22 protein-coding genes and 1 pseudogene are annotated in these 23,489 nt (G+C 44.4%); 3 read left to right on the top strand and 20 right to left on the bottom strand.

From position 1 onward, the window contains the following. The first annotated feature begins 20 nt into the window (after positions 1–20). Positions 21–293, top strand: coding sequence for a hypothetical protein (locus FFM74_RS03905; protein ID WP_137625324.1), 273 nt, complete (start codon positions 21–23; stop codon positions 291–293). 103 nt (positions 294–396) lie between these two features. Here the strand turns inward: FFM74_RS03905 and FFM74_RS03910 are convergent, their stop codons facing one another. The 8 genes from FFM74_RS03910 to FFM74_RS03940 all read right to left on the bottom strand — a co-directional run bounded on the left by FFM74_RS03910 (position 397) and on the right by FFM74_RS03940 (position 9,416). Further along, complete coding sequence (locus FFM74_RS03910; protein WP_223877152.1) at positions 397–777, bottom strand: type II toxin-antitoxin system PemK/MazF family toxin; 381 nt, start codon at positions 775–777, stop codon at positions 397–399. Then, on the bottom strand, positions 770–1,039 hold the full coding sequence (gene mazE / locus FFM74_RS03915; protein ID WP_137625325.1) for a type II toxin-antitoxin system PemI/MazE family antitoxin: 270 nt from the start codon (positions 1,037–1,039) through the stop codon (positions 770–772). The genes FFM74_RS03910 and mazE overlap by 8 nt, the downstream gene beginning before the upstream one ends. A gap of 442 nt (positions 1,040–1,481) precedes the next feature. Beyond that, the gene (locus FFM74_RS13830; protein ID WP_263405148.1) at positions 1,482–1,616 is read right to left on the bottom strand and encodes a hypothetical protein; all 135 of its coding nucleotides are present in this window, start codon (positions 1,614–1,616) and stop codon (positions 1,482–1,484) included. A 41-nt stretch (positions 1,617–1,657) separates the two neighbouring features. After that, complete coding sequence (locus FFM74_RS03920; protein WP_137625326.1) at positions 1,658–3,445, bottom strand: ABC transporter ATP-binding protein; 1,788 nt, start codon at positions 3,443–3,445, stop codon at positions 1,658–1,660. Next, on the bottom strand, positions 3,445–5,196 hold the full coding sequence (locus tag FFM74_RS03925) for an ABC transporter ATP-binding protein (RefSeq protein WP_137625327.1): 1,752 nt from the start codon (positions 5,194–5,196) through the stop codon (positions 3,445–3,447). Before FFM74_RS03925 ends, FFM74_RS03920 begins: the two co-directional genes overlap by 1 nt. A gap of 148 nt (positions 5,197–5,344) precedes the next feature. Continuing rightward, entirely contained in the window at positions 5,345–8,422 is a 3,078-nt protein-coding gene (locus FFM74_RS03930) for a YhgE/Pip family protein (RefSeq protein WP_414672070.1), read from the bottom strand. 24 nt (positions 8,423–8,446) lie between these two features. Then, the gene (locus FFM74_RS03935; RefSeq protein WP_171000647.1) at positions 8,447–8,998 is read right to left on the bottom strand and encodes a TetR/AcrR family transcriptional regulator; all 552 of its coding nucleotides are present in this window, start codon (positions 8,996–8,998) and stop codon (positions 8,447–8,449) included. 88 nt (positions 8,999–9,086) lie between these two features. Further along, on the bottom strand, positions 9,087–9,416 hold the full coding sequence (locus tag FFM74_RS03940) for an ArsR/SmtB family transcription factor (RefSeq protein WP_137625328.1): 330 nt from the start codon (positions 9,414–9,416) through the stop codon (positions 9,087–9,089). 182 nt (positions 9,417–9,598) lie between these two features. On the opposite strand from FFM74_RS03940, the gene FFM74_RS03945 reads away from it, so the two are divergent. Then, complete coding sequence (locus tag FFM74_RS03945; RefSeq protein ID WP_137625329.1) at positions 9,599–9,859, top strand: hypothetical protein; 261 nt, start codon at positions 9,599–9,601, stop codon at positions 9,857–9,859. Positions 9,860–9,918: 59 nt separating this feature from the next. Here FFM74_RS03945 and FFM74_RS03950 read toward each other — a convergent pair whose 3' ends face one another. Further along, positions 9,919–10,680: a helix-turn-helix domain-containing protein gene (locus tag FFM74_RS03950; RefSeq protein ID WP_137625330.1), complete on the bottom strand. Its 762-nt coding sequence runs from the start codon at positions 10,678–10,680 to the stop codon at positions 9,919–9,921. A 527-nt stretch (positions 10,681–11,207) separates the two neighbouring features. Between FFM74_RS03950 and FFM74_RS03955 the strand changes: the two genes are divergently transcribed. Then, complete coding sequence (locus FFM74_RS03955) at positions 11,208–11,675, top strand: VOC family protein (RefSeq protein ID WP_137625331.1); 468 nt, start codon at positions 11,208–11,210, stop codon at positions 11,673–11,675. A 51-nt stretch (positions 11,676–11,726) separates the two neighbouring features. On the opposite strand, the gene FFM74_RS03960 is transcribed toward FFM74_RS03955, so the two are convergent. From FFM74_RS03960 to FFM74_RS04010, 11 genes and pseudogenes are all read right to left on the bottom strand, one after another. Further along, positions 11,727–12,656: a DNA/RNA non-specific endonuclease gene (locus FFM74_RS03960; protein ID WP_414672072.1), complete on the bottom strand. Its 930-nt coding sequence runs from the start codon at positions 12,654–12,656 to the stop codon at positions 11,727–11,729. Positions 12,657–12,737: 81 nt separating this feature from the next. Continuing rightward, positions 12,738–13,286: pseudogene (locus FFM74_RS03965) on the bottom strand (GNAT family N-acetyltransferase). Between the two features lie 376 nt (positions 13,287–13,662). After that, positions 13,663–15,171 carry an MFS transporter gene (locus tag FFM74_RS03970; protein WP_137625333.1) on the bottom strand — a complete coding sequence of 503 codons (1,509 nt, stop codon included), beginning with the start codon at positions 15,169–15,171 and terminating at the stop codon, positions 13,663–13,665. A 254-nt stretch (positions 15,172–15,425) separates the two neighbouring features. Then, positions 15,426–15,956, bottom strand: coding sequence for a GNAT family N-acetyltransferase (locus FFM74_RS03975; RefSeq protein ID WP_137625334.1), 531 nt, complete (start codon positions 15,954–15,956; stop codon positions 15,426–15,428). 74 nt (positions 15,957–16,030) lie between these two features. After that, positions 16,031–16,333, bottom strand: coding sequence for a metal-sulfur cluster assembly factor (locus tag FFM74_RS03980; protein ID WP_137625335.1), 303 nt, complete (start codon positions 16,331–16,333; stop codon positions 16,031–16,033). Further along, complete coding sequence (sufB, locus tag FFM74_RS03985) at positions 16,333–17,742, bottom strand: Fe-S cluster assembly protein SufB (protein ID WP_137625336.1); 1,410 nt, start codon at positions 17,740–17,742, stop codon at positions 16,333–16,335. Before sufB ends, FFM74_RS03980 begins: the two co-directional genes overlap by 1 nt. Further along, positions 17,739–18,179 (bottom strand): Fe-S cluster assembly sulfur transfer protein SufU, encoded by a 441-nt coding sequence (gene sufU / locus FFM74_RS03990; protein ID WP_137625337.1) that lies wholly within the window; start codon positions 18,177–18,179, stop codon positions 17,739–17,741. Before sufU ends, sufB begins: the two co-directional genes overlap by 4 nt. Then, positions 18,176–19,399 (bottom strand): aminotransferase class V-fold PLP-dependent enzyme, encoded by a 1,224-nt coding sequence (locus FFM74_RS03995; protein ID WP_137625338.1) that lies wholly within the window; start codon positions 19,397–19,399, stop codon positions 18,176–18,178. Before FFM74_RS03995 ends, sufU begins: the two co-directional genes overlap by 4 nt. Continuing rightward, positions 19,389–20,657, bottom strand: a complete 1,269-nt coding sequence (gene sufD / locus FFM74_RS04000) for a Fe-S cluster assembly protein SufD (RefSeq protein ID WP_223877153.1) — start codon at positions 20,655–20,657, stop codon at positions 19,389–19,391. Before sufD ends, FFM74_RS03995 begins: the two co-directional genes overlap by 11 nt. Before the next feature lie 13 nt (positions 20,658–20,670). Further along, positions 20,671–21,465, bottom strand: a complete 795-nt coding sequence (sufC, locus tag FFM74_RS04005) for a Fe-S cluster assembly ATPase SufC (protein WP_137625340.1) — start codon at positions 21,463–21,465, stop codon at positions 20,671–20,673. A gap of 975 nt (positions 21,466–22,440) precedes the next feature. Continuing rightward, entirely contained in the window at positions 22,441–23,268 is an 828-nt protein-coding gene (locus tag FFM74_RS04010) for an aminoglycoside phosphotransferase family protein (protein WP_137625341.1), read from the bottom strand. Positions 23,269–23,489 lie beyond the last annotated feature (221 nt).

Raw genomic sequence — 23,489 nt, forward strand, 5'->3', positions numbered from 1 at the left:
AAAAGTTGAGGTAATCTAACATGAAAAAAGACATCCAGAATATTGAAGAACGTAACGTTGTTGCTACGGGTGGTTCGTTAGTTGTAGCGATTCCAAGTAAAATGGCAGCACAACTTAAGCTTACCAAGGAAAGTAAGGTAAAAATTGAAATGCTAACTGATGATAAACTACCGATCACGAAGGTAGAACCTAATCCATTGACAACCACTGATCCAAAGTTTTTGGCAGCAGCGCAACGCGCAAAGAATAAATATGCCGAAACGTTGAAAATGCTCGAAGAGAGTGATCAATAAACTTGGCAGATCTAAACGCGTATCAGCTCATTAACCTGAACACACTGGCTCTAGGCTGTAACAGAAGCTTTTAATACGTAAAAATAGCGTTGAACTATCATTTTTAGTCTGATTCGATTGTTTCATCTACAAATATATTCTGAACTTGTTTTAAAATCGATTTAAATTGTCTTTCAGAATGTATGTGACCAATAATCTTACCATGCCTAGCTAAAAGATCATACGAAAGCAACTGCAACAGTAATGCATCACCATCAATTTTACTTTCAAAATCGATTATTGAAAATCTAAACGGTGAATCCCGATGAATGTGAGTAATTGCCAGACCAACTACTAAGCCCGACTTGTCACTGTAACCAGCACGACTCATAACAAGAAAAGGGCGCCGAATATTATTATTCTCTGGGTTATGACCACCCATTTCATGGCCAGCATGAGGTTCAGCATCAATCATAATTAGATCGCCTTGATGGACATTAAGCATCAGTTTTCTCCTTTCCAACCGGGGCAACCTCACGTGGATTGTAACCTAAATCAGAAAGTTCTTGTTTTCGTAACTCATCAAAGTTAATATTTTCTAGATTTGAATCCGCCCATATATCATAACTATCTTTTTTTATTGGTTCATAAACAATGTTACCGTCAGCATCTTGATACACATTATACTTTGTATCAGTTGGAACACTAATGCTTTTAGGAATGGTGAAAATAGTAGAATTTCCTTGACGTCTTGCTTTTACTTCCATACTATCGGCCTCCTTATTATTTGTAATTGCAGTATACACCGTATTCACGGTGTATACAATCGAAAGAAAGGCACAGCCTTTTTTATAAATTACTTAAATAACGCGTCCTGCTAATAATCAAAGGTTGAAAGACGATAATCATTAACAAATGCAGTAGTACCGGCACATTAGTGACAAAAAGAAGTCAACGTTGTCGCCTCCGGACATTGCTAGTCTAGTGGGTTATAAAGATAAATGGCTTGAAAACAGTTGATTTGATTCTAAAAAGAATGTCAACAATTAACAATGATCCTTAAAAATTATTTTTGAGATAAATTCAAAAAGCATTACCAAACAATCTGACTCGATTGTCTAGTAATGCCTCATAAATCTGAAAAACCTAATAGTTGATTCCACATGCTTACTGTATCCAGAAGTATCATCTATTTGGTCTTTGCAATGCTTACTTCAATTTAATTTTAACTTTCAACTTTTTCGGATAAGGTGGCTCCCACACACGTAAGAGCACAATCACCAAATTTAACCCACTGAGTAAACACATCAGACCAGCCGTTAAAACGCCTGACTTTCGTAACATTAGCGCCACCTCGCGTTCATTTACATCCAGCTTAACATAATTTACTTGGCGTGCGCCGAATTTTGTAATTGAATCATGTCGTAATAGTAGCCTTGTTGTGCCAATAACTCATCGTTCGTTCCACGCTCAACAATTTGTCCTTGATGTAACACTAAGATGAGATCCGCGTTTTGAATCGTGGATAACCGATGGGCAATCGCAATCGTGGTCCGATTTTGTTGAATCCGACTTAAACCGGTCTGGATCATTTCTTCGGTTTCTGTATCCACATTCGCGGTCGCTTCATCCAAAATCAGAATCTTAGGATCGGTGACAATCGTCCGCGCAAAGGAAATCAATTGCCGTTGACCGGAAGAATAACTGGCGCCCCGTTCAATCACCCGCGATTCATAGTTTTGTGGCAACTCGTCGATGAATTCGTCGGCGGTGACAAACTTAGCGGCCGCTTCAACTTGTTCATCAGAAATCGTGTCATCAAACATACGAATATTTGATTTGATATCGCCATAAAACATGAAAGGTTCCTGTAACACTAAGCCGAGCTTTTGCCGCAGTTCCTTAGCTGGATAGTCCCGAATATCGCGATCATCAATTAAGACTTCACCGGATTGGAACTCATAGAAGCGCATTAAAACGTTGATTGTAGACGTTTTACCACTCCCAGTTTGACCAACTAAGGCAACCGTTTGGCCCGGTTCAGCGACAAATGAGACGTCATTTAAAACTGGATGCACCCCGTCGTAAGCAAAGGTCACGTGCTTGAATTCAATCTTGCCGCGCGTAATCTTAGCAGTCGGATCAGCATGCTGCGCTGGCGCAATCGTTTGATCGTCCATCACGCGTAACACCCGCGAACCAGCCACAACCCCATCTTGAAAATCAGACAAGTTATCCATCATTTGCGTCATCGGATTGTAAAAGTTATCTAGGTAAGTAATGAAGGCGTAAACGACCCCAGCTGCCACGTAGCCATTTAACCCCCGAACACCAAAGAATCCAAGAATCATGACAGTTCCTAACGCGTAAAACAAGTTAATAATTGGACTCAATAATAACGAATTAGTCCGAATCATGGCCTGTCGTGTTTTAAAATAGGCATCATTCGTCTGATCAAATTCATCGTTAATGCGCCGTTCCTGTCGAAATTGTTGAATGACACTGATCCCGGTAATGGCTTCACTCAACTTAGTGTTCAATTCACTCAACCGTTCCCGCATCCGCCGATACACCCGCGAACTATAACGTTGATAATACCAAACCGAAACAGCTAGAAATGGCATAAAGACTAGTAACCATAAGGCAATTTCATGGTCGGTAAAATACATCGCTAAAAACGACGAGATCACTGCAAAAAAGGCGGTAAACAGCGTATTAAATAAGGCCCAAAAATTTGAAAATGACATCGTGTCATTGGTCAGCCGCGATAGAATCGAGCCACCTGGCACTTGGTCAAAGTAACGCATGCCCATGCGATGTAACTTCTGAAATAGTTGGCGCCGCACATTTTCCAACATGTATTCGGCACCCATGGTACTCGTATAGTTTTGGAAAAATTGCATCGTCGCCCGCACGATCATCCCAAAAAAGTAAAGTCCAGCAAAGTACCACATAATCGCGATCGTCGCATGACCAGTTCGCAAGTAGCGATCAATAAATAGTTGTAAGACTTTTGGCAAATAAATATTCACTAAACTAATCAAGCCGGACAAAATAATTGTTGTGATGAAGAACCATTTGAATGGTTTGGCGTAGGGCAATAATCGCCGAATGACCGTCAGTTGTTCTTTGACCGGCATACTGCGTGCCCAAACAGATTGACGTTGTGCCATTATTGCACCGCCCCTTCCACTTTAGTTTCTAATTGTTGGCGCTCAAAAATTTCTTGATACCAACCATGTTGCTGCATTAATTGGGAATGTGTCCCGCGTTCAACGATGCGACCGTCATCCATGACGATAATTTCATCCGCATTCATAACGGAACTCAACCGGTGGGCCGCAATAATCGTCGTTTTGTCCGCCCGTTCGGCTTTCAAGTTGGCAAGAATCTCAGCTTCAGTTTCCGCATCCACGGCGGATAAGGCATCATCTAAAATCAATAGTTCAGGATTGATTAACAATGCCCGGGCAATCGCCAAACGTTGGCGCTGGCCACCAGAAAGCGAGATGCCTTGTTCGCCGACTTGAGTATCATAACCTGCCGTCATACCGGCAATCTGACCACTCAAATCACTCTTAGCGGCCACATCTTCTACCGTTGCTTGAGAAACTTTAGGATCAGCAAAGCGGATATTCTCCCGAATCGTATTAGAAAATAGAAAACTATCCTGCGGCACATAACCAATCGCCGGTAAATAGCTGTCGAGCGCGTAATGTTTAATATCATGGCCGCCATAATCAATCTGACCGTCATAATTATCAAACTCTCGCAAAATCAAGCGCATAATTGTCGACTTCCCGGAACCAACTCGGCCCACAATACCTAGCGTCTGACCGGCTTTCAAGTCAAAGGTTACTTGGCTTAAACTAGTGCCCGCATCATTCGGATAATTAAATTTATCAACGGCATAATGCATACCACCGGTCGGCCGTTGTTCGAGCCCGTTTTTCCGATCAATAATCGCACTTTCTTGTGTTAATAATTCCATAACCCGGTCGTAGGAGGCATTCCCACGTTCCATCGTGTTAAATAGCATTCCGACCGCAAACATCGGCCACACCATCATGCCTAGGTATGTGATGAACGAAACCAGATTACCGATCGTGATGACATGATTCACCACATACATCCCGCCTAAGATAATCGTTGCGGCATACGACAGCGCAATAATCAACGTAATGGCTGGATCAAATAGAGAATCTAATAAGTTCACGTGGCGATTAATTTTAATCGTTTGATCAATCTGGTTGTTAAAATCAGCGACATCGGCTTTTTCTTGACCAAGCGCCTTGATAACCTTGATGCCACTAATACTTTCTTGTGCCTTATTATTTAATCGTGAAAAGGCCGCTTGTGACGAACGAAAGGCGACGTGAATTTTTTGGCCTAAATACCATGAAACAACCGCTAACAGTGGGAAAGGTACGACCGCAATCAACGTCAGGCGCCAATCAATTAACATCATCATCGCAATTAACGTTGTCCCACCAGTGATGATTGAGTCGGCAAATTGTAAAATCCCCCCACCGGCAACCCGTTCAACCGCGGTCAAATCATTGGTGGCATGGGCCATCAAGTCCCCGGTGCGGTATTTTTGATAAAAGGTCGCGTCCATTTTCATGAAATGCCAAAATAAGCGTTCCCGCAACGTTCGTTCAAGACCAGCCGCGCCGCCCCAAATGGCATTCCGCCATAAATACCGGGTCAAATATTGACCAACCGCCGCGGCCGCAATAATGGCTAAATAAATCGTCAAGGAACGGGCCGTCAAACTGTGTTGGTTGATGCCATCCACGACATCCCCAATAATTCTTGGCGGCACAATCCCGATAACGGCCGTCAAAATAAGACCGATAACCCCCGCTAAATACAGTTTCCATTCGCGGCGGAAATACCAGCCTAGCTTTAAAAATATACTCAAAATTGCACCTCCAAAATAAGAAAATTAAAATTCACTGTGATATCAAATAATCATAACACACTCAACGAACAAACGACTTTTTGCTGTTCGCTAGCCCCAAACTAAAAACGCCCTAGCAAAATTTTGCTAAGACGTTCTTGGTTAAAGCTTATTTGCCAGCCTTCATTTTAATTGGTTCTTCGGCTAGTTCTTGCATGTTGTGTTGCTTTAAGAAAACCATTGATGCCCATAAGAGAATCAACGATACGATGGCAAAGATTGCCAAGATAACGATTGATGAGACGAACGTTCCGTTGCCCCAGCCACCCGTTAAGGATTGCCGGAATGCCAAAATCGAGTACGTCAAAGGTAAGAATGGATGAATCACGTTGAAGAAATGGTTCGTGATTTCCATTGGGAAGGTCCCACCGGAGCCACCTAATTGGAGCATCAGTAAGACCATTGCCACAAATCGACCCGGATTATCAAATAACATCGACAAGAACATGACGATGAACATCGACGCCAGTGCAATCATAATCGCCGTGGTGAAGTAACCAGCCATGCTGATCGGCTTCAAACCAACGATGAGTAAGGCAACACATTCGATAAGTGCCATCAAGACGGCCACCGGTGCACCCACCGCAACCTTGCTCAAGAACCATTGGGTTGGCGTGCCATCATCATCAGACATCCGCCGAATTGGATAAGCGAAGTTGAAGACAATTGCGCCAACGTATAAGGCTAATGACAAGACATATGGTGCTAACGCATGACCATAGTTTGGCACATAACTATAGTTAGAATGTGTCAATTTAGAAGGCGTTGCGAACATTTGCGCATTCGAATTCTTTAATGGCGTGGCATTAACTGTGTCTGCACCACTCTTCAAAGACTTAGCCAAAGTTGCATTGCCATCTTTAATCTTCTTGTTACCACTCAACAACTTGGCTGAGTTGGCATCTAATTGACTGGCACCATCTGCAAGTTGTTGCACACCACTTGTCAATTGACCAGTACTACCTTGTAAGGTTTGAAGACCAGTGTTTAATTGACCAGCACCAGTATCAAGTTGCTGTACACCTGTTACTAAGGCAGGTACTTTGCCATTTAAGGTTTGGAGACCACCAGTAACTTGCTTAGACCCATTGAACAATTGCGAAACACCAGAAACTAGTGTCGGCACTTGTTGATTCAATTGAGCTGTACCGGCAGCTAATTGGCTAGCACCACTCTTTAATTCTGGTGTTTTATCAGTAAGTTGCTGCGTCCCGCCGTAAAGCGTTTGGATAGCACCACTTAAGACTTTATCCAATGCGTTTACGCCAGAATCTACACCACTTGCGCCTTCGTTAAGCTTTTTAGATTTGCCAACTAGGCCGTTAGTACCAGTGACAACTTGGTCAGATACATCAGACATTGTATTAATCCCAGTAACCATTCCTGGTACTTTGGTATTTAAAACATCTAGTCCACTGCTTAAATCTTTTGCCCCTTGTTGAATGCCAGTTAAGCCTTGTTCCATCCCACTAGTTGCAGTGTTTAATTCAGTAAGTTGTGGTTTCAGATTATCAACCTGTGTTACTAAACCTTTGACACCTTCATTGATTTCCGTTGCAATAGCAACCGAGTCAGGCGCTTTAGAACTAGCTGTTGCCTGTGCATCCATAATCTGACTTAATTTAGTCATATCAGATTGAATTGCAGTAATTGCGGCGGTATTATCCTGAGAATTATTCTGATTTGAATTGTCATTAAGACTTGACTTTAAATCATCAACCTGTGATTGGGTTAAACCATCCTTGGCAGCAACTGCATCAATCTTTTGATTGACAGTATCACCATTCGTTGTCGTTGCGCTGGTAGTTGGTAACGATTTAATCTGTGCTTGTAAGTCAGTCATAACTTTTGCTACTTCTGTATTTGCACCATTACCAGCAGCTTTTTCAGCATTTAGCAATTCAATCAATTGGTCCATACTAGTTTGCAATTGACTGATTTGTGATTGCGCTTCTGGCAGTTTTTGTGTCATGCCAGTCACACCGGTATTTACTAAAATACTAGTCGGAGCCAACTGATCAATGATTCCAGATATTGTTGACGCACCAGTAGCCATTTGTTTTGCCTGAGTTGGTAAATCTTCGGTGCTAGTCTTCAATTGACTTAATCCACCATTAATACCGTTTGCTCCCTCATTAACTTGACTAACAACGCCAGTATAGGCGCCAACACCATCGGAAACTTGTTTCGTGCCAGATTCCAATAAGGTCACTTTTTGACGAAGTTCACCTTTAGAATCAACCATCTGAGATAACCCACTGCGTAATTCATAAACCCCGTCAGTGTATTGAACAATCCCGACGTTCATGGACTTAGCACCGTTATTCAATTCAGTCACACCACTAGCTAAAGCGCCGGTACTGTTATTCATCGTATTTAAACCACTCGTAACTTGACCAGAACCATCTACTAGTTTTGAAACACCACTGGCTAATTCACCAGTACTGCCGTTCAAGCTATCTAAACCAGTTTTCAAGGCACTACCACCGTTTGCTAACTTGGCAATCCCCGCTGGCAATTGTTGAACCTTGGTGTTCAGTTCAGTTGTACCATCTTTCAATGTATGGACACCAGTCGTATAAGTGGTCAAGCCATCTTGTAAGACAACCCCACCATTTTTCAACTGTTTAGCACCATCGGCAGCTTTACTAAACCCTTTACCAGCCGTTTTCACTTGTTTAAACATTGCTAAGGCATAAGCTTTGGTCACTGAGGCCCGCACGTTTTGGTTCAGCTGGGTCGCACCAGCATCACTAATCACTTTAGCAATATAATTCAGCGACGCGTTCGTTGAGTAATGTAGCTTCATCTTTTGTGGATGTTTGCTCGTCACCGTCGTTGCGTGTTTTGAGAAATTAGCTGGAATCGTCACAACCGTATAGTACTTATGATTAGCTAAACCGGCCTGGGCTTCGTCCGCCGAAACAAAATGCCAACCGAGCTGATCATTTTTCTTGATGTTCTTGACCATCTCTTCCCCGACTGCTAACCGTTTACCCTGATAAGTTACCGGTTTATCTTCATTAACTACCGCCACCGGTAAATTTTTTGTATCCCCGTATGGATCCCAGACCGAAGTCAGGAAGAATACACTATACAAAAATGGAATTAAAATCATGACCGCCACTGAAATCCATAGAATCTTGCTATGGAAAATCGAGCGCCATTCCCCACGAATCATTTTCACAACCTGAAACCTTCCTTCAAAAAATTAAATATGTTGTTCAAGTGAGAACAACGATGCTAACGTTGTCTCAATTGCTGCTTGGATCTTTGGATCACCACCGTCACGGCGATCACTGCTTAACCACTGTACGATGCTGGTGATGGCCCCACTGACGAGATACGCCGTCAAATCTGGTTGGCGCGCATTTCGAATCATGACAAACACCCGATCCATGGCACCAGCGTGCGCAATCGTCAAGAAACAGTCATTGATTACCTGTTGCGAACGCGCATTATCACCTTCAGTATTGGTCACCAACAGATGTCTTAAAACCTGTGTGTGCGTGCCAATGTACCGTGACATCACCACTGAGCCCGCGGCATCCGCTTGTTCGGCAGCCAATAACTCTTCTAAGGCCTTCATCACCATTTGCGCTAACAAATCAAACTTATCAGTGTAATAACGATAAAAACTACTGCGATGAATCAATGCTCGTTGGCAAATTTGTTCAACCGTAATCTGTGAGATTGACTGTTGTTCCAATAACTCGTACATCGCACGCTGTAGATCCAGCTCCGTCCGAATTGAAATTGCCACCACCCCTTTTTATGGTATTCGTTCATTCGAATATAGGAATATAATAGACCGAAAACAACGTTGCTCCCGAGGCAACGACTTTAGTCCCCTAATGTAAATATGGCTTTAACTTTAAGTCTTCCCGTAACGTGTGAATTAAATGTTCAACCTTGGTTAATGGGCCATCAAACGTCACACGATAATAATTACGTGTGCCTTGATGTTCCACACTGACAAAATGGTGATCCTTCAACGTTTTCAGTTGATGGGATACCGCTGGCTGTGAAATCTGCATGATATCGGTCAATTCCCCGACCGTTAATCCTTTAGCATGCTGAGTCAGTTCGATCATAATCTGTTGCCGACGTTCATCCGCTAAGACTTCGAAAATCGGAATCGTATCACGGAATTCTTGCAAAGCTGCTTCGTTTGGATTCATTGCGCTCCTCCTTATATTCTTATATTCAAATATTAGAATATATCAATATTACAGCGATTGGACTTTTTTTGCAACACTTAGTTTAAACTGTCTGATTTTAAAACAGATTAATCTAACTGGCCTTCTGTGCCATTTGGATAGCGCTTACAATTGGCCTAACACAAACGAGGGGGCGTATTGATATGAAACCTTTAAATCAAGATGCAATTATTTTACGTTTAGGCCTAGTCACCGGTTGTTGGCTGCTTGTTCAACTTTTATTACTGCCTTCCGCGTTAACCGCGAATGCGACCGTCTTACAACTTTCCGGCATCACCTTACTCGCAATCATCGGTATGATTGGCTTGTTTGATTGTTATCGTGTTTGGAAACAACGACTGAATTGGTGCTACGCGGCGACTGATTTAGCCTTATTATTACTTGTCACAATTTTATTGTGGTAACAACCACTCAAAAAGTCTGTCAGGCTAACTTAAAATAGCCCGGCAGACTTTTTTGTGACTTACCGATTTGATGATTGTCGATTAAAATGATTATAAATTGATTTTTGATTGACAATTAAGTCCACAATTTCATCTGCATTGATGACAGTAATCTTTTGACGAGCCAAGAAATTAATGAATTGCGGGAAAAACTGACGTAATTGTGCCGTTAACGGTAATTCAATAGTTTGTGTGGCAGTCTTCACTTGTAAAATAAACAGATCTGGATTGAAGTCAAATGGTGAAAAACGTTGACGTCGCTTGTAAATAACCGTCGCCGTGATGATGTCCTGATAGTCAATGATGGTCGTCGTTGGCCGATTCATTAACAACTGTTTTAACTTTTCCAAGTCACGATGTTGATAACTTTTAACTTCCAGTTGTCGTTGCCCAATCAACCAGTAATCCTGAAAGACGACCGGTAAGACAATGATTACGCCTAAAAGAAACACCGCTATTGTTAGCCAAATTGGTTGCGTGCCAAATCCTGTAAAAAACGCTGTAATGAATCCCCAGACTAGCAGCGCAATGATCCCTTTGAGATAGTTATATTGATGACCAACTAAATAGGGCTTCTTAAAAAATGGACTACCTTGTATCAATTCGTCTAATGACAAGTTATATAGATCAGATAATGCCAACAAGTTATCAATTGAAGTCATCGTTTGCCCTAGTTCACATTTTGAAACCGCTTGTGTCGACACAAACAACTGTTGCGCAACTTGGGCTTGCGTATAATGATGGTTTAGCCGTTGTATTTTAAGACTCGTTTGAATTAGCATTTGATCTACCCCATTCCTTTAACCACAGTCTATCCTTATGACTCAAATTTGCCTATCAACTCATGGTTGACTGCCCATAACGTGCTATTTTAACCCCCTTTTTTAAGGTTCTCTGCCAGTTCGCTAAAAAACGCCTGACAAATTGTCAGACGCTACAAGGGTCTTAATTCCAATCAGACTGATTGAATCGCAATAACAAGGTTGGGAGCCAAGTTATTTATATGGAAAATCACAGGATTCTGGGAAGGAATAACCAGTGATCAGAGTCTAATTTATAACATAACGTTACTTGCTAATTATTATTGAGAGAAAAAATTGCAATTAACGGCGGTTAAGCAACGCTATGGCATTAGTATAGCTGGTTTTAATTACTTTGCTAGCACGAAATTGCCATGGTTGTCGCAGAATACGACAATTTTCAAAGATTGTCCCAATTTTCACGACCAAAGGCCTAATCGTTTGCCAATGGAAACGGTTAATGGGACAATTTGACTGCAACTAAAGTCTATTCTGGAGATGAATTTTTTATGCAAACACAATTTTATCCGTACTTAGCTTTTGATAATGCCAAAACCGCCATCGACTATTATCAACGGGTCTTCGGTGCCACCGAAGTTTATCGTCTCAGCCCTAAACCTGAACAAGCTAAAATGTTCGGCCTTGCCGATGATGCCAACTTAGATGATCTGACAATGCATGCCGGATTTACAGTTCTAGGCGTTAAGGTTGAATGTGCTGACGATTTTCGCCATACTGCTAAACCGACTGATCAGATTACTTTGATGATTGACATCAACAGTGAAGACGAGGCCAGCGCTAAAGCAGCTGATGAATTTTATCAACACCTCGTTGATTCCGATGAAGTTAAGATTACCATGCCTTTTGCGGAACAATTCTGGGGTGGTAAAATGGGCCAGTTCACCGACAAGTTCGGCGTTAACTGGAGCTTACACTCCTCACCTTGGTCCATCGCTTACGATCATCAAAACGACTAATCATAAACAACTCCCGGCTAACCATCTTAAAAGTTAGTCGGGATTTATTTGTTAATTTAGCGCCTTTTTGACGGTTTTATAGCCGTATTTGATGAGTTCTCGTTCCACTTGTTTAGACGTTGTCGTACTGCTCGAATACCGACTCGCTTGGGTATTCGCTGTGCTGGTCACCTTGTCCGCGCCAGCAACTTGCATGCTGCTATCGGCCTTACCACGACCAGTTGCGTAGTCAAAGCTGACCCCGGGTTCGACGTTCCAGATGTAAACATTGAAATTAACGCTACCATCCGTTGAAACGGCCTGTGACCAATAGCCACGGGGCATCAGTTCGTTACCACGGAAAACGGTTGTGACCCGATAGATCACCTTTTTATTTTGTTCTAAAGCCGTTCGGACTTGATCTTCATAAATTTGCATCGTGCGTTGATTAGAATAAGCCGTTTGCGTTGCCAGATTTTTAGGATTATCTAAACTGCCGTCTTGCCCATTTTGAAACTGACCAGTATTCGTTAAATTAAACGAAATCGTATAGGCAATCAAATGCCCCCGATTTTGTGGAAAAACGCGCTTGCCGTTGACTGTCACTGGTTGATTATGCCAACCAGTGGGACTCCAAGTTTGGGCAGCCCGGCCCGCTGACCGGCCTAAATTAGCCTTACTCAAATAAGCCGTGTCGGTGGTCGTTCGATTCAAAGAATCCAAGTTGCCGTAGTCAATTTTCGAGTTTTTCCATAGACTAGCTTGTAACGTACTTTTACCACTATTAACTTTAATCGCAGCCGCACTGCCCGACTGGTAAGTTTGTTTGGCCAAATTAGCGTAGGTCGTTTTGTCATCACCACTGGTGTTAGCCACCGAACTAGTCGTCGTACTCGAGCTTGAAGCCGTGTCCGAAGTGAGCTGTTTGACCGTACTACAACCACTCAGTAACGCGACTAACCCAACAATCCCCATCAAACGCGCCAATCGCATTCGTTTCATCATTTCAATTCCGCCCCATCTTCTTTAGATTACATGGTCTATGATAACGTACTTTTTGGAGGGGAACAAATGTTTTTTTGATTAGAATTTAGCGTGTCGGCTTAACCAATCTGACCTCAAAATACCGTATTTCACTGAATCATAATACTGACCTTGCCAAAACCGCACTTACGGAATCTGTGCTTCTAAATTCAAGCCAATTGCAGTAGCCAAATGCATCATGCGTGTATTTCCGGACCAAGTCGTTAGCCCTATGTGTGGCAACGTCGTGTTGGCCATTAATAAGTGGGTCAACCACAATGTGAGTGCCTGTTGCCCAATATGCTGACCCCAATTATGATCACTGTAAATTAAAATACCGACCTCAAGCCAACGTTTCAAGTCGCCGTCCACAAAATGTTGGTTAATGCTCCCAACAATTTTGTCATCCGCGGTAATCACCCAATTTTTCGGCTGGATGAGCCAATCGCTTGGCCCGATCACCGTCTCAAAATCACGCTGAGTCGGCAAAACATCATGAAAATATGGTCCATTCCATCGGGTCCAAGCCGCTTGCGGATCGCTAAACCCGGATTGCCAAATTTCGGTTAGCTCAGCTGGTTTTGCTGATCTGATTTTAACCGTCACCATGAACTCATCCCCATTTCTCAAGTTAAGCTAAGTATAAAAAAGAGCCACCCTAGTAACAACTAAAGTGACCATGAATTAAAGGTTACAAGTACAAAAAGAAACGTAAACGGAACGATATAAAACCCGGTTGCTCCTAAACTAAATTCGTAGTGAGCGCTCCGCCAGTTTAATCAGCTGGAGGTTGGGACTGATCACATCGGTCGTGATGGTGGCGTTACATCGGCTGTTTTTTGCCGACGTTACGCCACGGACGGACCGGGATACTTGCGCTTTTTGCAAGGATTCCGGGCGAGGGCCAAGACGCGCCTGGCTTGGACCAGTCCCACGACCGCATGTGCTCAGTCCCAATCGGAAGCAACCGCTATTTACACTGAGGTTAACTCGGATGATGCGCCAACTTCGTGTGACGCTCAAAATGAACTCGTTTAGCTTGTTTCGGTCTGAACACAAAGATGTTCACTGCGACCCCGATCACCAGCAGCACAAACGCCAATGCCATGATGTGGTGCAAGCCGTTATGCAAAATAGCCCGCATCACAGGTAACAACTTGCTTGGCAGTCCCTTAGCACTGTTCGCATCACTCAGTTGATTCATCATGTTCATCGAAATTTTACCGTCAGATTGTGCCACTCCTTGCGTTAAGGAATGGTTCAAAACGACACTATAAATGGATGACATGAACGTTTGACCGAGCATCCGCACTAACAAACTAAATGACGTCGCAATGGGCACGTCGCGGTGCGCAGCTTGTTGCTGGACACTGACTTGCAACACCGTAAAGCAAATCCCAATCCCACAGCCTTGAAAAGCACCGGCTAACAACAATAACCAGTAATTCGTCTGCCGACCAGCAAGTGCCAACAAGCCCGCCGCAATCAACATGCCGACAAACCCAATCATCACCACGGTTCGCGTCGACCATTTACGTTCCAAGTTTGAACTCCACTGAGCACCCATAAAGTTCGTAATTGATCCGGGAATCTGAGTCACCCCGCCAATCACCGCGGTAGTCCCAAGTAGCCCCTGTGCCCACATCGGCACGTAGACATTGAAGCCCACAAAGAAGCCATAAATTAGAAAGAACATCACGAACGAGGCCACCAAATAACGATTTTTAAATAAGCGACTCGGAATAATCGGATCGGCGGCCCGCGATTCCGCCACTAATAAGCCAGCCAGCAACGCTAAAGCTAGGGCCATAATTGCCCCAACGCCAAGCAGTGGCAGTTTGCCAATCATTTCAATGCCAACCAACAAACTCACTAGGCCAGTCGTCAATAAGGCGGCCCCGAGATAATCGACTTTTGACGCAGCCGCTTTAACCTTGGGCGCCTGATACAGCCACTGAATAATGGCAATTGAAGCTAAACCAATCGGCACATTGATATAAAAGACCCAGTGCCAACCAAAATTATCCACAATAAAGCCACCGACTAATGGCCCAATAATTGCGGCGGTGCTAAAACTAGCCGTCACGTAGCCAAAAACCTTGCCTCGTTTAACCGGATCTTTATAAATTTCGGCATAGATGATATATGGAATGGCGGTCATTCCACCACTCCCAATCCCCATAATGGTGCGCGCAATAATCAAGAAATAAATATTTGGCGCTAAGCCTTCAAACAACGCCCCTAAGACAAAAATCGTCGTTGAAATTTGATAGGCTCGTTTGTTCCCAATACGTTCACCGAGTTTGCTCCACAATGGGGTCGTCACCGCGCCGCCAAGTAAGAACACAGCCACGATCCACCCCATCAGTTGAATCCCATGTAAATCACTAATAATTGCTGGTAACGCGGTACTAATAATCGTGCTATCTAAGCCATTCATCGCATTTGACAGTAGCAACGCCACTGTCACGATCATGACAACTTTTTTCGACAAACTAATTCCTCCAAATGACCACTGACTGGCTTCAATTAAAAACTAATTTTAAAATAATCGCTATCTACTAGATTACACTATTTTCTGAGACTAGCGGGGGTTATTTTCAGAAAGCGCCACAAAAAAAGAGTTCTCAATCCGGCTGAAGGACTGACAACTCCACTATTTAGGGCCATTCACGTTAAATGCAGCTTTACATTTAACGTTGAGGGGGTCTCAACGATTAAAGCATACCTTCTGGAACGCGTTTCAAGTCAAGCACTTTTTGCCACTAACCAATCTTTTTTCGATAGCGCGTAACGCATCACATGAATCAGCTCACCATTATCTAACGTGAACGTGTGCATTTCACCAAAATCATGCATACCCATTTTGGCCATCACCCGACCGGAGCGGGGATTAGCACTCGCATAATGGGCTTCAATTTGGTCGTAAGCCAAGGTTTCAAACCCGTAAGCCATCAACGCCCGCCCGGCTTCGGCAACATAGCCATGTCCCCACGCACTAGGACTGAGTGCATAAGTCAACACGCCACCGTTGTCTTCAGAATGAAATTCATAAAATCCAACTAACTGCCGGTCACTTTTTCGTTCAATCCCAAAAACAGTCGTCTGATCAGCTAAAAAATGTGTTTTGAAAATTTCGGTAAATTGTTCAGGTGTTTGAATTGTACGGTAGCGTAAATAGGCCACCACTTGCGGGTCTAAAATCATTGCTTGCAAGGCATCGTGATCCGTTGGTTGCATTGGTCGTATGACTAAACGTTCAGTTTCAAATTGTGTCACTCAACTCATCTCCAAAAAAGTTTTCATGAAAACAGCTTATTTCAATTGGCTCACTTTTTCAAAGATTTTGTTTGCTACACACCTAACGTCAACCGAGCCGCGCGTGACATCTTTGCAATCGACCAAACCGGCGACCAAACTAAGTTAATCTCAACCGTGTTTACTTCTGGTAAGGCTGTTAGCGCCGTCGTGATCCGGTCAGCTAGCAGCTCGGTCAAGGGACAGCCCATCATCGTTAGTGTCATCGTGACAACACAATGACCGTTATCGTCATTGGTCACATCGTATATCAAGCCTAAACCGACGACATCAACCCCTAGTTCAGGATCAATGACTTGCGTCAGCGCTGCCATGCCGTCATCTTTAAAAGTTGCCATTAACCAATCGATCCTTCCATTTCAAAACTAATCAGGCGATTCAATTCAACCGCATATTCCATCGGTAACTGTTTCGTAAAGGGTTCTACAAAGCCCATAATAATCATTTCGGTCGCTTTTTGTTCCGAGATGCCGCGACTCATCAAATAATATAACTGGGCTTCAGATACCTTGGATACTTTCGCCTCGTGCTCCATCGAAACATTGCCATTCAAAATTTCATTATACGGAATCGTATCACTGGACGACTGCTCATCCATAATAATCGTGTCACATTCGACATGCGCAAACGACCCATCCGAGTGGCGACCAAACCGCACCGTCCCGCGATAGTCGACCGCCCCGCCATCTTTGGCAATTGATTTTGACACAATTGATGAGGTGGTATTTTTCGCATTATGAATCATTCGCGCACCCGTATCCTGGTCGACGTTATGCCCAGCCACTGCGATTGACAGCATTGTGCCGTGGGCGCCTTCGCCATTCAAATACACCGACGGATACTTCATCGTAATTTTTGAGCCTAAGTTACCGTCGACCCATTCCATCGTGGCATGTTCAAAAGCTTGTGCCCGTTTTGTTTCCAAACTGTACACGTTATTCGACCAGTTTTGAATGGTTGTATAACGACAAGTAGCATTCGCTAGTACGTTAACTTCAACCACCGCCGCATGTAAACTGTCAGAATCGTAATTAGGCGCCGTACAGCCTTCCACATAGTTCACACTGGCGCCCTCATCAACAATAATCAGCGTCCGTTCAAATTGCCCCGTGTTTTCAGCATTGATCCGAAAATAGGCTTGAATTGGCGTCGTTACTTTGACGCCTTTAGGCACATAAATAAATGACCCACCAGACCAGACCGCCGCGTTCAGTGCAGCATAACTGTTCGCATCCGGTTTAACAAGTTGCCCAAACCACTTTTTGAACAGTTTGGGATATTTTTGTAGGGCCGTATCCGTATCGGTAAAAATAATGCCAGCTTGTTCAAAGGCTTGTTGCATGCGATGGTAAACGACTTCGGATTCATATTGAGCACTGGACCCCGCTAAATATTGACGCTCCGCTTCTGGAACGCCTAAACGGTCAAAAGTTTGTTTAATTTTCTCGGGGACATCAGCCCAGTCGCGATATTTTTTATCTGTCGCTTTTTGGTAATATTTCATATGGGCCAGATCCAACCCGGATAAATCTGGACCGAACTTTGGCGCTGGTAGACTACGATAAATCGCATAAGCCTTCAACCGGTATGCCAGCATCCACGCTGGTTCATGTTTTTCAGCAGAAATTTGCCGTACCACGTCCTCACTCAAGCCTTCACCGGTCGAATAAACGGGCACCACATCATCGTGAAACCCATAGTCATAATGTTCAGTCCCACTGACCACTTGTTTAACTTTGTCACTCATTCGTCAATTTCCCCCAATGCTTGCGCGGCCGCGTGCCAAGCTAAAGTAGCACAGCGAATTCGGGTTGGAAATTCCGCCACACTGCCTAACACCGCGGCTTCTCCCAACTGTTTCGTCCACTGTTCAGCCACTTTTTCACCGATCACTAACTTTGAAAACGCCTGAATTAATCGCTGGGCTTGTTCAACTGATTGGCCACTAAGCACATCTGTCATCACACTGGCCGAAGCTTGTGAAATCGTACAGCCCTGGCCGCTAAACCGAATACGGCTAATTTTTTCAGCTGTGACCTGTACTTGAACGGTAATCACATCCCCACAAGTGGGGTTGTTCAGTGTTGTCGCCGGCACATCGGCCAATTGACCATAGTGGTGCGGCGCACGCGCGTGTTCTAAAATCACCGTTTTATATAAATCGTTTAGTTTTAACAAACTCATTGCTGAAAAAACTCCTTTACTGCTTGAAGCGCGGCCAAAAACCGTGCAATATCGGCCGCCGAATTATAAAACTGGACACTGGCGCGCACGGTCGTGGGGACTTGTAAGACTTGCATTAATGGCTGCGCGCAATGATGACCCGCCCGCACTGCGACGCCGGCTAAATCCAACCCAGTCGCGACATCATGTGGATGAATGCCGTCAACGTTAAAGGCCACTACTGGGCCATGCTGGGCAACTTGCTGCGGACCATAAACGGTGACGTCAGGAAAAGTTAACAGCCCATTCAGCAGTTGCGCCGTTAATTGGCGTTCTTGCGTTTGAATGGCGGCAAAACCAAGCTGCTGAATATAAGTTAGCGCGGCCCCTAATCCAATCACCCCGCTAATATTTGGCGTCCCCGCTTCAAAGCGTTGCGGAATCGGCGCAAATTCAGTGTGTTCCCAAGTGACGTTGCTGATCATTTCACCGCCAAATTGTGCGGGTGTCAGCGTTTGTAACAACGCTAACTTACCATATAGGACGCCGACGCCAGTTGGTCCCAAGAGCTTATGACCAGAAAAAGCGTAGAAATCAGCATCTAAGGTTTGAACATTGACCGGTTGATGCGCCACCGCTTGGGCCCCATCCACGACAATGATCGCGCCATGCTGATGCGCTAACCGTGCGAGTTTTTGAATGGGACAGGTGACGCCTAAAACATTGGAACAATGGGCCACCGCGACAATTTTGGTTCGATCAGTAATTTGCTGTTGGGCGGACGCCCAATCAAGTTCACCAGTACTTGTCAACTGAATCACTTTGAGCTGAGCTTGCTTTCGTTGGGCTAATTGTTGCCACGGCACTAAATTACTGTGGTGCTCCAAAGCCGTTACGACAATTTCGTCCCCCGCTTGCAAGTTTTGTTCACCATAAGTTTGCGCGACCCAGTTCAGACTATCCGTCGTCGAACGGGTAAAGAATACACTCTCGCGTTGTGGTGCGTGAATGAACGCTGCCACTTGATCACGGACCGCTTCATACTGATCGGTTGCACGTGCCGCCAAGCTGTAGACGCCTCGGTGGACATTTGCATTATCGTGTAGATAGTACTGACTAATCGCGTCAATCACTGCCTGTGGTTTTTGGGTAGTGGCCGCATTATCCAGATATGTTAACGGCTCACCGTTCATTTGGGTGTTCAATATTGGAAAATCGGCTCGTCGTTCACTAATGTTCATCCGTTAACCGCCTTTCAATCAAGCTGTTCAGTTCCGTTCGCAAGCGTTGTGAACGCAATTCCGTAATGACGCCAGCTAAAAAGCCCCGAATCACTAACCGTTCAGCAACCGGTTTGGGAATACCACGGCTCAGTAAATAAGTCATCTGTTGCTCATCGACCCGACCCACACTAGCAGCGTGGCCGGCTTCGACATCATTTTCATCAATTAAAAGGATTGGGTCCGCATCACCACGTGCCTTGGAAGATAACATTAATAACCGATTCTCTTGATCGGCTTTAGCACCATGCGCCCCTTTGACAATATGTCCAATACCATTAAAAATCAGCGCAGCCGCATCTAAAATAATGCCACGCTGGATAATATTTGCTGTCGTTTTTTGACCATAATTAGTTACCCGGGTATCAATGCCTTGGGTCTGTTGACCAGTCGCAATCGCAATTGTTTTGACCTGCGCTTCCGAGCCACGACCTTTTAATTCTGTATCAAAATCCGCCACAACCCGGCCAGCATTCATTTCAGCCAGCTCCCAGTTCAGTCGGGCATCGGGTCCTAAAACCCCGCGTCGATTTAAATAGGCCGTCGTGTTGGCACTCAATGCATCAATTCCGGCGAAATCAACGGTCGCATCGGCTTCAGCGATGACTTCAACGAGTAAATGCGCGATAGCCGCACCAGCCCCCAACGTTTTTAACCGTTGAATCACTTGTACACGACTGTTTTCAGCCGCAATCACTAAACTATGATTAAAAAAGTTTTGTGCCTGCCGACTATCCACATACTGCGTTATTTCAATGGGCGCTTTTAAGACCACGTTGGCTGGCACATACAGAAAAAAGCCATTAGTCATCAAAGCAGTATTCAGCGCCGTTAATTTATCATCACCGAGTTGTAGCGCTTTTTGCATTAAATAACGTTGCACTAAGTCGCCATGGGTCTGAATGGCCGACCGCAAATCTGATAAAATGACACCTTGTTCGATTGCTTCTGTTGGCAGACTCAATTGTATGGTCGTGTCGCCAACCGAATAGAACTGCTGGCCGGCACCTAAATCCGCGCTCGGTTCAGCACTCACTTGTTCAGTTGGTCGCGTAAAATCTTCTAATGGCCAGTCGGCATAGTTAATTTTTTCAAATTTTGGTAACGGTAAGCGCGCATAAACCGCCACGGCTTTTTCACGTAATGCCAATAGCCAGGCCGGCTCATGCTGCTGGCGAGAATATTGCCGAACGGCAGTTAATAAGTTTGTTTGATCCAATAGTTCACACACCTCACTTAACGTCATCGTCGGTCAACGCAACCGTTAACCCGAGTTCATCACGTAACCCAGCGTAGCCTTCTGCTTCTAGCGTCGAAGCCAATTCCGGGCCGCCAGTTTTGACGATCCGACCGTCCATCATGACATGAACATAGTCGGGCACAATATAGTTCAATAAGCGTTGATAATGCGTAATCATTAAAGTGCCAAAATCAGGACCTTTTAACGAGTTAACCCCTTTAGCGACCACTTGTAAGGCATCAATATCTAAGCCAGAATCAATTTCATCTAAAATCGCAAATTTCGGTTGAATCATTAGCAATTGTAAAATTTCGTTACGCTTTTTTTCACCGCCAGAAAAACCTTCATTCAAATAACGTTCAGCCATTGAATCCGACATATTTAATAAAGCTAAGTTGCGATCCAATTGCGCTAAAAATTCGGTCACCGGTTGCTGGTCATCATCGGCACGCCGGGCGTTGATTGCCGCCCGTAGAAACTCAATATTCGTCACGCCTTTAATTTCAGCGGGATATTGCATGGCTAAAAACAAGCCTGCTCGGGCGCGTTGATCAATTGTTTGATCTAGTAAATTCACGCCATCTAATTGCACGCTACCACTAACTACCCGGTAAGCTGGATTTCCCATAATTGTTTCTGACAAGGTGGATTTACCAGTGCCGTTAGGTCCCATAATCGCGTGGGTTTCACCCGTTTTTAACGTTAAATTAACGCCTTTCAGAATCAACCGTTCCTGTTCATTTTCCGTCACAGCTACCTTTAAATCTTTAATGACTAATGTCGACATTTAAGTTTCCTCATTTCTCACTAGACTACTTTATGTAGTTATCATTCTAGGGCCAACCACTATCAGTGGTATTACAGCTAATAATATTAGTATACGTTATCTGCTGACTTTCCGGCGAAAGGATTGTAAACAAGTTAGTCTAGACAAACCCGCAGTTTACAGGTGTTAACATTTATAATACGACAATGAGGCGACAGCGTTTAACGACAAGTTCTGCTAGTTGCTTAGTCCAATCCTCAAGTCTGCTAACTATCTGAAAAATTTTTCAAATAAAAAATGATGATTGGCAATTAGCACCATCATCATTATTTTTGACCAGTTAAAATTAGTAATTAAAGATTGCAAGGACAAAAGAGCTTGTAAACACTGTCATATAGGCAACAGACACTTCCAAATTAGTGGTAATTCCGCTTCAGCAGGCAGAAATCGCTGTGCTATGGTGGGACAGTCGCAGCCATAGTGCGGTCTGCAACTTCGATTTAAAGCCGATAACCCACGTCTTTGAATCGCCCTGTAAGATTAGGCGGCTAAGACCCGCCAGCCAATCTTACCGACACAGCACAACGATTTCTGCCTGCTTCCGCTAAACCTAACCTAAAAACAGTTAAATTAGCCGGAAGTCGCCGCTGATCCCATCGGTCGTGAAGGTGGCGTTGGGTCGGCATGTTTCTTGCCGGCGTTACGCCACGGACGGTCCGGGACACTTGCGATTTGTGCAAGGGTTCTGGGCGAGGGCCAAGACGGTTCTCAGGCTTGATCCGGTCCCACGGCCGCATGTTATCAGTGGCGACTGGAAGCGGCCCATGTCAACTAATCTTCATGCCCTAATCATTGACATGGTGGCAATGATTAGGGATTTAGTTAGTAATTAAAGGTTGAAAGTACAGCCGGGGCAGTAGCGACCGCATAATATCATTTCCAACCAGGTACGGGGTTATCTACATATTCTGATTATTGACACTCGGTTCAGCTATTCTATGCAAATGGTTGCCCAATCGCGGCCAACAGCCGCTGACCAACCTTTTCAAACTGTGGATCTGGTAACTTCTGGACGTAAGTAAAAATACCGACTGCCTCAACAAAACTTAGCCAACTTGCCGCGATGTCTGGCAGTTGCCCAGTCGGACCATATCCGGTTAAGAATGCCGCAATCAAGGCAGGCTGACCGGTAAAATCTTGATAAAATAGTTTTTGAAAATCAGTTTGGGCATAGCCAATTTGCGCACGTTCAAAATCAATCAGCGCTAATTGTCCATTGACGAACTGAAAATTACGCCGGCCAACATCACCATGCAAAACTACCCTTGATTGCCGGTTAAAAATCGCTTGAATTGTGGCCGCCGCTTGCTGGAAATTAGTCATCAAACTCACCAACTGTCGATAGTCCGGGCGAGTTGCCAGTTGGCCAACCTTGTCGGCAACGCCCTCAAAATCAAGCGCTTTAATTCTCATCGCTTGGGGTAATCTGACAGTTTGATGAAATCGCGCTAGCACGGTTCCCATCGTCTGTGCTAGCTCAGTTGTGAATTCTTTTGGCAGTGGCGTTAGTTGCAGGTCGCGCATCACTAATACCCATTCCCCAGTAGCTAATTGGCAGCTCGTCAACACGCGATCGGTCAGTTGGAGATTAATCGCGCGTTCGGTTAAAAATTTTCCCTGCCGTTCGGGCGCAAAGACTTTCACAAAAATTGGCTCCGGCCAGCGTCGACTTTGCCCCGTGTACATCTGATTAAACGACACATGGTCAATTGGCCGTAGCGTTGCTTGTAAGACTGCCATTAAGTCGTTTTGACTAGCTATCATCCGAATCCCCCCCTAAAATAAAAAGACTCAGGCGTCTGCCCAAGTCTTTTTTAATGATCGGTTATTCGACTACTAATTAGTAGTTGCTATATGTGCCCCGTCATGAATCCTGCCCATTCCGAGAGGTATTAGCTGCCGCCAAACTTAACTTGTCCCATCCGTGGTAACCGATTCAACCATCGATAGCTAAAATGTTTGGTGCAAAATATGTATAGGCCATT

Source organism: Lactiplantibacillus pingfangensis, from assembly GCF_005404945.1.
GTDB classification, from domain to species: Bacteria; Bacillota; Bacilli; order Lactobacillales; family Lactobacillaceae; genus Lactiplantibacillus; species Lactiplantibacillus pingfangensis.

Bases quoted from the DNA above. Each gene is read 5' to 3' on its own strand.
- FFM74_RS03905 (WP_137625324.1), top strand. From the start codon at position 21: ATGAAAAAAGACATCCAGAATATTGAAGAACGTAACGTTGTTGCTACG.
- FFM74_RS03910 (WP_223877152.1), bottom strand. From the start codon at position 777: ATGCTTAATGTCCATCAAGGCGATCTAATTATGATTGATGCTGAACCT.
- mazE (WP_137625325.1), bottom strand. From the start codon at position 1,039: ATGGAAGTAAAAGCAAGACGTCAAGGAAATTCTACTATTTTCACCATT.
- FFM74_RS13830 (WP_263405148.1), bottom strand. From the start codon at position 1,616: ATGTTACGAAAGTCAGGCGTTTTAACGGCTGGTCTGATGTGTTTACTC.
- FFM74_RS03920 (WP_137625326.1), bottom strand. From the start codon at position 3,445: ATGGCACAACGTCAATCTGTTTGGGCACGCAGTATGCCGGTCAAAGAA.
- FFM74_RS03940 (WP_137625328.1), bottom strand. From the start codon at position 9,416: ATGAATCCAAACGAAGCAGCTTTGCAAGAATTCCGTGATACGATTCCG.
- FFM74_RS03945 (WP_137625329.1), top strand. From the start codon at position 9,599: ATGAAACCTTTAAATCAAGATGCAATTATTTTACGTTTAGGCCTAGTC.
- FFM74_RS03950 (WP_137625330.1), bottom strand. From the start codon at position 10,680: ATGCTAATTCAAACGAGTCTTAAAATACAACGGCTAAACCATCATTAT.
- FFM74_RS03955 (WP_137625331.1), top strand. From the start codon at position 11,208: ATGCAAACACAATTTTATCCGTACTTAGCTTTTGATAATGCCAAAACC.
- FFM74_RS03960 (WP_414672072.1), bottom strand. From the start codon at position 12,656: ATGAAACGAATGCGATTGGCGCGTTTGATGGGGATTGTTGGGTTAGTC.
- FFM74_RS03980 (WP_137625335.1), bottom strand. From the start codon at position 16,333: ATGGCAACTTTTAAAGATGACGGCATGGCAGCGCTGACGCAAGTCATT.
- sufB (WP_137625336.1), bottom strand. From the start codon at position 17,742: ATGAGTGACAAAGTTAAACAAGTGGTCAGTGGGACTGAACATTATGAC.
- sufU (WP_137625337.1), bottom strand. From the start codon at position 18,179: ATGAGTTTGTTAAAACTAAACGATTTATATAAAACGGTGATTTTAGAA.
- FFM74_RS03995 (WP_137625338.1), bottom strand. From the start codon at position 19,399: ATGAACATTAGTGAACGACGAGCCGATTTTCCAATATTGAACACCCAA.
- sufC (WP_137625340.1), bottom strand. From the start codon at position 21,465: ATGTCGACATTAGTCATTAAAGATTTAAAGGTAGCTGTGACGGAAAAT.
- FFM74_RS04010 (WP_137625341.1), bottom strand. From the start codon at position 23,268: ATGATAGCTAGTCAAAACGACTTAATGGCAGTCTTACAAGCAACGCTA.